The 5,791-nt window shown below is 51.1% G+C and carries 8 protein-coding genes and 1 tRNA gene; all 9 read right to left on the bottom strand.

The features are described from left to right. Positions 1–882: glycosyltransferase (locus ED901_RS22795; protein ID WP_371414342.1), on the bottom strand; the 882-nt coding region annotated here is incomplete at its 3' end. Next, a complete protein-coding gene (locus tag ED901_RS22790) occupies positions 879–1,223 on the bottom strand; it encodes a 3-hydroxyacyl-ACP dehydratase FabZ family protein (protein ID WP_056781631.1) in 345 nt (114 codons plus the stop codon). The genes ED901_RS22790 and ED901_RS22795, both read right to left, overlap by 4 nt. After that, positions 1,220–2,557, bottom strand: coding sequence for an AMP-binding protein (locus ED901_RS22785; RefSeq protein WP_122097332.1), 1,338 nt, complete (start codon positions 2,555–2,557; stop codon positions 1,220–1,222). The genes ED901_RS22790 and ED901_RS22785 overlap by 4 nt, the downstream gene beginning before the upstream one ends. Continuing rightward, positions 2,554–3,132: a hypothetical protein gene (locus tag ED901_RS22780; protein ID WP_371414338.1), complete on the bottom strand. Its 579-nt coding sequence runs from the start codon at positions 3,130–3,132 to the stop codon at positions 2,554–2,556. The genes ED901_RS22785 and ED901_RS22780 overlap by 4 nt, the downstream gene beginning before the upstream one ends. Before the next feature lie 5 nt (positions 3,133–3,137). Further along, positions 3,138–3,392, bottom strand: coding sequence for an acyl carrier protein (locus tag ED901_RS22775; protein ID WP_122097331.1), 255 nt, complete (start codon positions 3,390–3,392; stop codon positions 3,138–3,140). A 10-nt stretch (positions 3,393–3,402) separates the two neighbouring features. Further along, the gene (locus tag ED901_RS22770) at positions 3,403–3,660 is read right to left on the bottom strand and encodes a phosphopantetheine-binding protein (protein WP_122097330.1); all 258 of its coding nucleotides are present in this window, start codon (positions 3,658–3,660) and stop codon (positions 3,403–3,405) included. Positions 3,661–3,663: 3 nt separating this feature from the next. Beyond that, on the bottom strand, positions 3,664–4,479 hold the full coding sequence (locus ED901_RS22765) for a 1-acyl-sn-glycerol-3-phosphate acyltransferase (protein ID WP_240994001.1): 816 nt from the start codon (positions 4,477–4,479) through the stop codon (positions 3,664–3,666). After that, positions 4,476–5,201: a beta-ketoacyl synthase chain length factor gene (locus ED901_RS22760; RefSeq protein WP_122097328.1), complete on the bottom strand. Its 726-nt coding sequence runs from the start codon at positions 5,199–5,201 to the stop codon at positions 4,476–4,478. The genes ED901_RS22765 and ED901_RS22760 overlap by 4 nt, the downstream gene beginning before the upstream one ends. Positions 5,202–5,638: 437 nt before the next feature. Continuing rightward, positions 5,639–5,715: transfer RNA gene (locus tag ED901_RS22755), tRNA-Asp, on the bottom strand. Positions 5,716–5,791: the final 76 nt, after the last annotated feature.

The following is a 5,791-nucleotide window of genomic DNA, read 5'->3' as shown; positions in this document are numbered from 1 at the left end:
GAAATACGCGATTACCGGGTAAAGCAGCAGACGAAATGCGCGGTATCCCAGCAGGCGATACACCTTCATCATCAGGCGAATGCCCCACAGCCCCTGACGCTCAGGCGTGGCTGACCAGTGCTGACCGGCAGGCAGATTTTGTCGCTGGCGCAGTAAAAACCCCACGCGCGGCAACATGCCAAAGAACAGCCGGGTGTGCATCCATGAAATCTTGATGTTGTCTTTTACGGCATCGAAATGCGAAAGGCCGTCAGCCGGATAGGTCACCTTCGTCGGCAGAAAGCGGCTGCGGGTGCCTTGCCAGTAAAGGCGCACCATAATCTCTGTGTCGAAATCCATCCGCTGCCCGAGGGCATGACTGTCCATCAGCGCCAGACAGGGTTTGAGAGGGTAAACACGAAAACCACACATGCTGTCTTTGAGCGAAAACGACAAGGTTTCGACCCACACCCAAAAATGCGTGATGTAACGGCCATACAGTCGCGATTTAGGCACGCTGTCATCGTAAACCGGCTGACCGGAGATAAGACAATCCGGATGGCGGCGGGCTTCGTCCAGCATGGCGGGAACGTCTGACAGCTGATGCTGACCGTCGGCATCAACCTGAATGGCGTGAGTGAAGCCTTTTTCGGCTGCCAGCCGCAACGCCTTCATGACCGCCATCCCTTTGCCCTGATTCGACGGCAGACGCGTCAGGCTCATCCACGGCATCACGGCAGCCAGACGTTGCAGCTCATCGGCGGTCGCCGCATCACTGCCGTCATCGACGACGAGGCAGGTCAAACCCAAAGGCCGGAGATTTTCCAGCACCCGTGCCATCATTGCGCCGTGGTTGTAGCACGGAATAATCAGGCAGGGAGAAAAAGCCTGGTGCTGATTCATGGACATAAGCTGATTTTCCCGCTGCTGGCGACCACGTCGCCCAGACTGTATCGGAAAACCAGCCGGTGTTTTTCTTTCAGCCAGTCAATCTGCACCCTGACGGTTTCACCGGGCAGCAGAGGCCGCTGGAATTTCACCACTTCCATACCGGAAAACCTGTTGTCCAGCCCGAAAACGGCACTGGCGTATTCCATCACCCAGTTTATCTGCGTGACGCCCGGCAAAATCGGCGAGGAGGGAAAATGACCTTTGAACCAGAATAAATCTGCCGGAAGCCGTAATTCGAGGATCAGGCTGCTGTCGCTGATTTTTTGCTGACTGAGCACTTCAGGCATCTTCATAAAAACATTTCCTGTAATTCAGCCGCAGCGCGCTTGCCTTGCTGGTTGAGAGGGATGGCCGGGACAATGCGCCAGTAACGCGGCAGAGACACCGGCGACAACCAGTCACGCAGCGCTTGCCGAAGTTGACCGATAAAAGGGTTGTGCCCCTGCGCCCTGTGTTGCTGTTCACCCGCAGGGCTCAGAACCAGCACTGCCGCGATGCAGACTCTGCCCTGCTTTTCTATGGTCATGATACAGGCTTCGGACACCGCCTCCAGTGCGCACAGGCGTTGCTCTATTTCACTGAGCGAGATTCGCTGCTCGGCAATTTTCACAATCCGATCCTTGCGTCCCAGCAAATGGAAATGCCGCTGGTCTGGCAGAATGTCGACCTCATCACTGAGAATCATGCCTTCAGGTTGCGGGATTAGCGGAGACATCAGTGCAACGTGGCCATCCAGACGGTGTTCGAAAGCGATGTCGCTGAACAGCGTCCAGGGCTCATCAGACTGGCGATGGGCGATCACCCCCGTTTCTGTCGTCCCGTAAATCTCCAGCGGAAAACAACCACAGGTTGTCGCAGTTAATTGCGAACCCTGACGGGACAGCGGACCTCCGGCAGAAAAGACGCTCCGCAGGCTGGCCGGTTCCAGTGCTGGGTCCAGTCGTTTAAGAAACGCCGGGCTGCTGGTCAGCACTAAAGGGCGGACGCGGGAAAGCGTCACCAACTGCTCATGGTATTCGACACTTTTCACATAAAAAGGCAGCCCCAGCGTCAGGGGCAACATGAAGGCAAAAGTCAGCCCATACATATGATGCGGGGCAACGGTCGCCGCAAAATAACTTCCCCGGAGATCGTCACCCCAAAGCGCAGCAAGCCACCGGCTTTCACATTCGAGAGAGGAAACCAGTTTAATAATTTTTTGCGGTTTGCCGGTCGAGCCTGAGGTAAATAAAATCAGCGATGCATTTTCCGGCCATGCCGGTAATGATGAAAAGGAGGGGCTGGCATCACAGGGAAAGGTCAATGTCGGGCAGCCGGGGGCCAGCGGGAGATCGGTGATCAGCGCGTCGAATTCTTCCAGCTGCTCTGCCAGGACGGCCTGACGAAAATGGCCGGGCAACACCGGCGTTCTCCCACTGTAAATCACCGCCAGCAAAGCAACGGCGAAGGCGTAATTGTCTTGCAGGCAAATCGCCCAGCGCTGATGTGGGGTGACGGTTATCTGACTGATGAGTGAGAGCACATCGTGGCGTAACTCACCCTGGCGCCATGACCGGGTTTCGCTCCAGGCAACCAGAAGATCATCGGCTCTTTGTGCACTCAGCCACTGGCCCATTGGGAGCGTCATAACCGTTGCAGACGCTTTCTGACTATCCATTCAATACCCATCAATAAGCCGATTAGCAGATAACTTACCCCGCCGTTATACAGCGCCCAAAGAGCCACATCTCCTTTAAGGCAGGTATATAAAGCGAGAAAACCGTTACACACAAAAAAGAGGCACCAGACTTGCGTGACGCGCCGGGTATAAATGACACCTGCAGGGGATAAATCCGGTTCACTGAGTCTGGCCAGGCGCTCAACAACAGATTGCCGCGCGCGTAATGAACTGAAAAACAGAATAAACAGCAAAGTATTTACCGCAACCGGGTAATACAGCAGCAAGGATGTTTCGCGTAACAGCGCACTGATCGCCACCAGGACAATGCCCGCCGCCGCAATCGCTTTTCCAAAGAAGGTAAGCTGGCTGAGCTTACCGCGAAAAGTCAGCAGGCGCAGAATAAACACCAGCCCCAGTAACGGGGCAAGAATGCCGATCCCCCAGGTTTTTAAACCGCTCCATACCGCTACGGGATAGGCAACTATCGCCACGATCGTTACCCAGCGGATAATCGTGGCGCCCCTGTTACGGGCTTCAGACACGGCGATTACTGCGCAGGCGTGTTAAGTAATTCATCAATGGCATCCACAACATCCTGAACGGTGCGCACCGATTTAAACATTTCAGGTTTAATCTTTCGTCCGGTGGTCTTCTGCAAATGAACAACCAAATCCACAGCATCAATGCTGTCTAATTCCAGATCTTCATATAATTTTGCATCTGGTTTGATATCACTTTCATCCACTTCAAACAGCTTGATTAATAACTCGCTAATTTGATTGTAAATTTCTTGCTTCTGCATAGGAATCTCTTTAACCACGCTGCACTGATATAAACTGGGCGAGGGTTTCAACAGAATAAAAATGCTCACGCATTTCCTGACTTTCTGCCGAAAGGGTCACGCCGTATTGCTTTTTGAAAGCCAAACCTAATTCAAGGGCATCAATTGAGTCTAGTCCTAAACCATCACCGAAAAGTGGCGCCTCAGTCTCTATCTCATCAGGCGTCATACCCTCCAGATTGAGGGTGGTGATGATAAGTTCTTTTATCTCGTGGCTTAATGGATCCATGACTTATTTCTCGTTATTTTGAATATTGCTGCGCATCAGCTCGGTGCGTAAATGCTGTGTCAGGCGTCTTGCTGCCAACGCTGGCGAAAGATCATGGTCATCCATAAAATCGATAACGTTAACTTTATCGGCAACCGTAATAATAAATTGAGGTTTGACCCGCGGAATTTGATACCACTTCCCCTGCTTGGTCAGCATCGGAGGCTGACAGGAGATATGGACAATCCGCACATCACAACCCGCCCTCACCGCAATATTTGCGGCCCCGCGTTGCAAGGTCATTTCCTGGCCTGGCAAAGAGCGCGTGCCTTCCGGGAAAATCAGCAGGGTTCCACCGGCTTGCAAGCGGGCTTCACAGGCAAGCAGTAAAGTTTCCGAACCGGCATTCACCAGATACCCCGCCGCTTTGATCACGCCGCGCAAAAACGGGTTCTGTAATAAAGCCTGCTTGACGATGCAATCACAGCGCGGCATTCGCGACGCAAGGATCACATAGTCGAGAAGGCTTGGATGGTTAGCCACGACCAGACAGCCAGCATCCTGCTTAAACTTCTCATCACCGACGAAGCAAAAATCCATCACTCCAAATAGACGCAATCCACCCAGAAAAAAACGGAAGCTGTTACGGATACTGTTTAGCGTCATACGGTGCAAAGTTTCAGGCTGACGAATGACCAGCCGCAACAGGTTAAACCATATGATTGAAAGCAGCAGTCCGCCGATTCCGAAAAGCGCAAAAAAGAGGCCTGTTACCCCCCATCGCCACAGCCGGTTCACAAGACAAAACGCATCATAGGGCAACCCAGAGACTCTTCTCACAAATTATGCTTCCAGTGCCAGCGTCGGCCATTATTCATATCAACATCAAAGGAAGGAGACGAAGTGAGATAACCGCGCAAGAATTGCAGACTCTGAGGAACGTTCTGCACACAGTCATTGCCCGTGGAAAGTATGTCACTACATTGCCAGCCATCACCAGCGGCTAATAATATTCCTACAGCATAAGGTAAAAACTCAGAATTTACCGATTTGTCATAAATAGCAGGTATTTCACCGTCAAAGTCGATCAACATGACACGCGCTGCCCCGCCAGCCAGCATTGATTGCGCTTCAATTATTCCTTGCTGGAAACTATTGCCGCCTGCCGCTAATGACGTCACAGGCAGCGGGTTTTTACTGATAATGGTCAGCCAGCCAGCGGCAGTATTATGCACTGACATTGAGAATTCAGTCGGCGAAGTAGGGAGATTTTCGGCCAGGGCATTCAGAATTCGCCCTGAGCGCTCAAGCTCGCCATGACGGCTGGTAAAAATAGCCGCATCGATATCATGCGCAGCGAGTAACGAAAGGCCCGTTTCAACGGCAAATCGACTTCCGATACTCATACGCCGTGCAGCCATCATCGGGATCTGCGGCGTCTTGGGATGTTCACCGGAAAAGTGAACAATATCAGACTGATTAGCCCACTGGATCCAATGTTCACAACTGTCTTTTCCCGGAGCGAGAGCCCGCCAGTCAAGTATATCCAGTGAGAATTTCATGGTGACTTATCTTAATAAATTTGCCGGGTTAAGATTCTATGACATTTGACTGAGGATGGCATCTGCAATCTATGAAATCGTCATCGCTAAATTTATTTTGGTTTATATTTTAAAACGTAAGAAATATTAGCATTTAATATCAGTTTTAATAAACTGAGCATGTTCATTAATATAGAAAATACCCACGGGTATTTCTCAAACAAAACATAAACGAGATTGGTTATTATTCTTTTAGCGTTTATTAGCCAAAATTGATATTAAATTTTACTTAACTCCCGCATCAGATAAATCGCAGAGGTTAACTTAATAAACGTCTAAGGTCAGTATTGGTTAAAAAGCGCATACGAGCTTAAAATTTCCGAGCAAAATGCGCACAACCTGCTGAAAGCAGACGCAAAAAAACCCTGAATCTTTCGATTCAGGGTCTATGCAATAAGTGGCGGAACGGACGGGGCTCGAACCCGCGACCCCCTGCGTGACAGGCAGGTATTCTAACCAACTGAACTACCGCTCCACCGGTTCTTTCACACCCATCAGAAATCGTCTGATGCGCGTTTGTTCCTGTTATTTTCCTTGTCAGGGGAAAAGGA

Origin of the sequence: Rahnella sp. Larv3_ips (assembly GCF_003697865.1) — a bacterium.
In the GTDB taxonomy this organism is placed as follows: Bacteria; Pseudomonadota; Gammaproteobacteria; order Enterobacterales; family Enterobacteriaceae; genus Rahnella; species Rahnella rivi.
Note: the sequence above shows the minus strand (reverse complement) of the source record. Positions and strands in the feature narration are given on the sequence as shown.

What these genes read in the sequence shown, in the direction of transcription:
- ED901_RS22790 (WP_056781631.1), bottom strand. Translation starts at nt 1,223, where the DNA reads ATGAAGATGCCTGAAGTGCTCAGTCAGCAAAAAATCAGCGACAGCAGC.
- ED901_RS22785 (WP_122097332.1), bottom strand. Translation starts at nt 2,557, where the DNA reads ATGACGCTCCCAATGGGCCAGTGGCTGAGTGCACAAAGAGCCGATGAT.
- ED901_RS22775 (WP_122097331.1), bottom strand. Translation starts at nt 3,392, where the DNA reads ATGCAGAAGCAAGAAATTTACAATCAAATTAGCGAGTTATTAATCAAG.
- ED901_RS22770 (WP_122097330.1), bottom strand. Translation starts at nt 3,660, where the DNA reads ATGGATCCATTAAGCCACGAGATAAAAGAACTTATCATCACCACCCTC.
- ED901_RS22760 (WP_122097328.1), bottom strand. Translation starts at nt 5,201, where the DNA reads ATGAAATTCTCACTGGATATACTTGACTGGCGGGCTCTCGCTCCGGGA.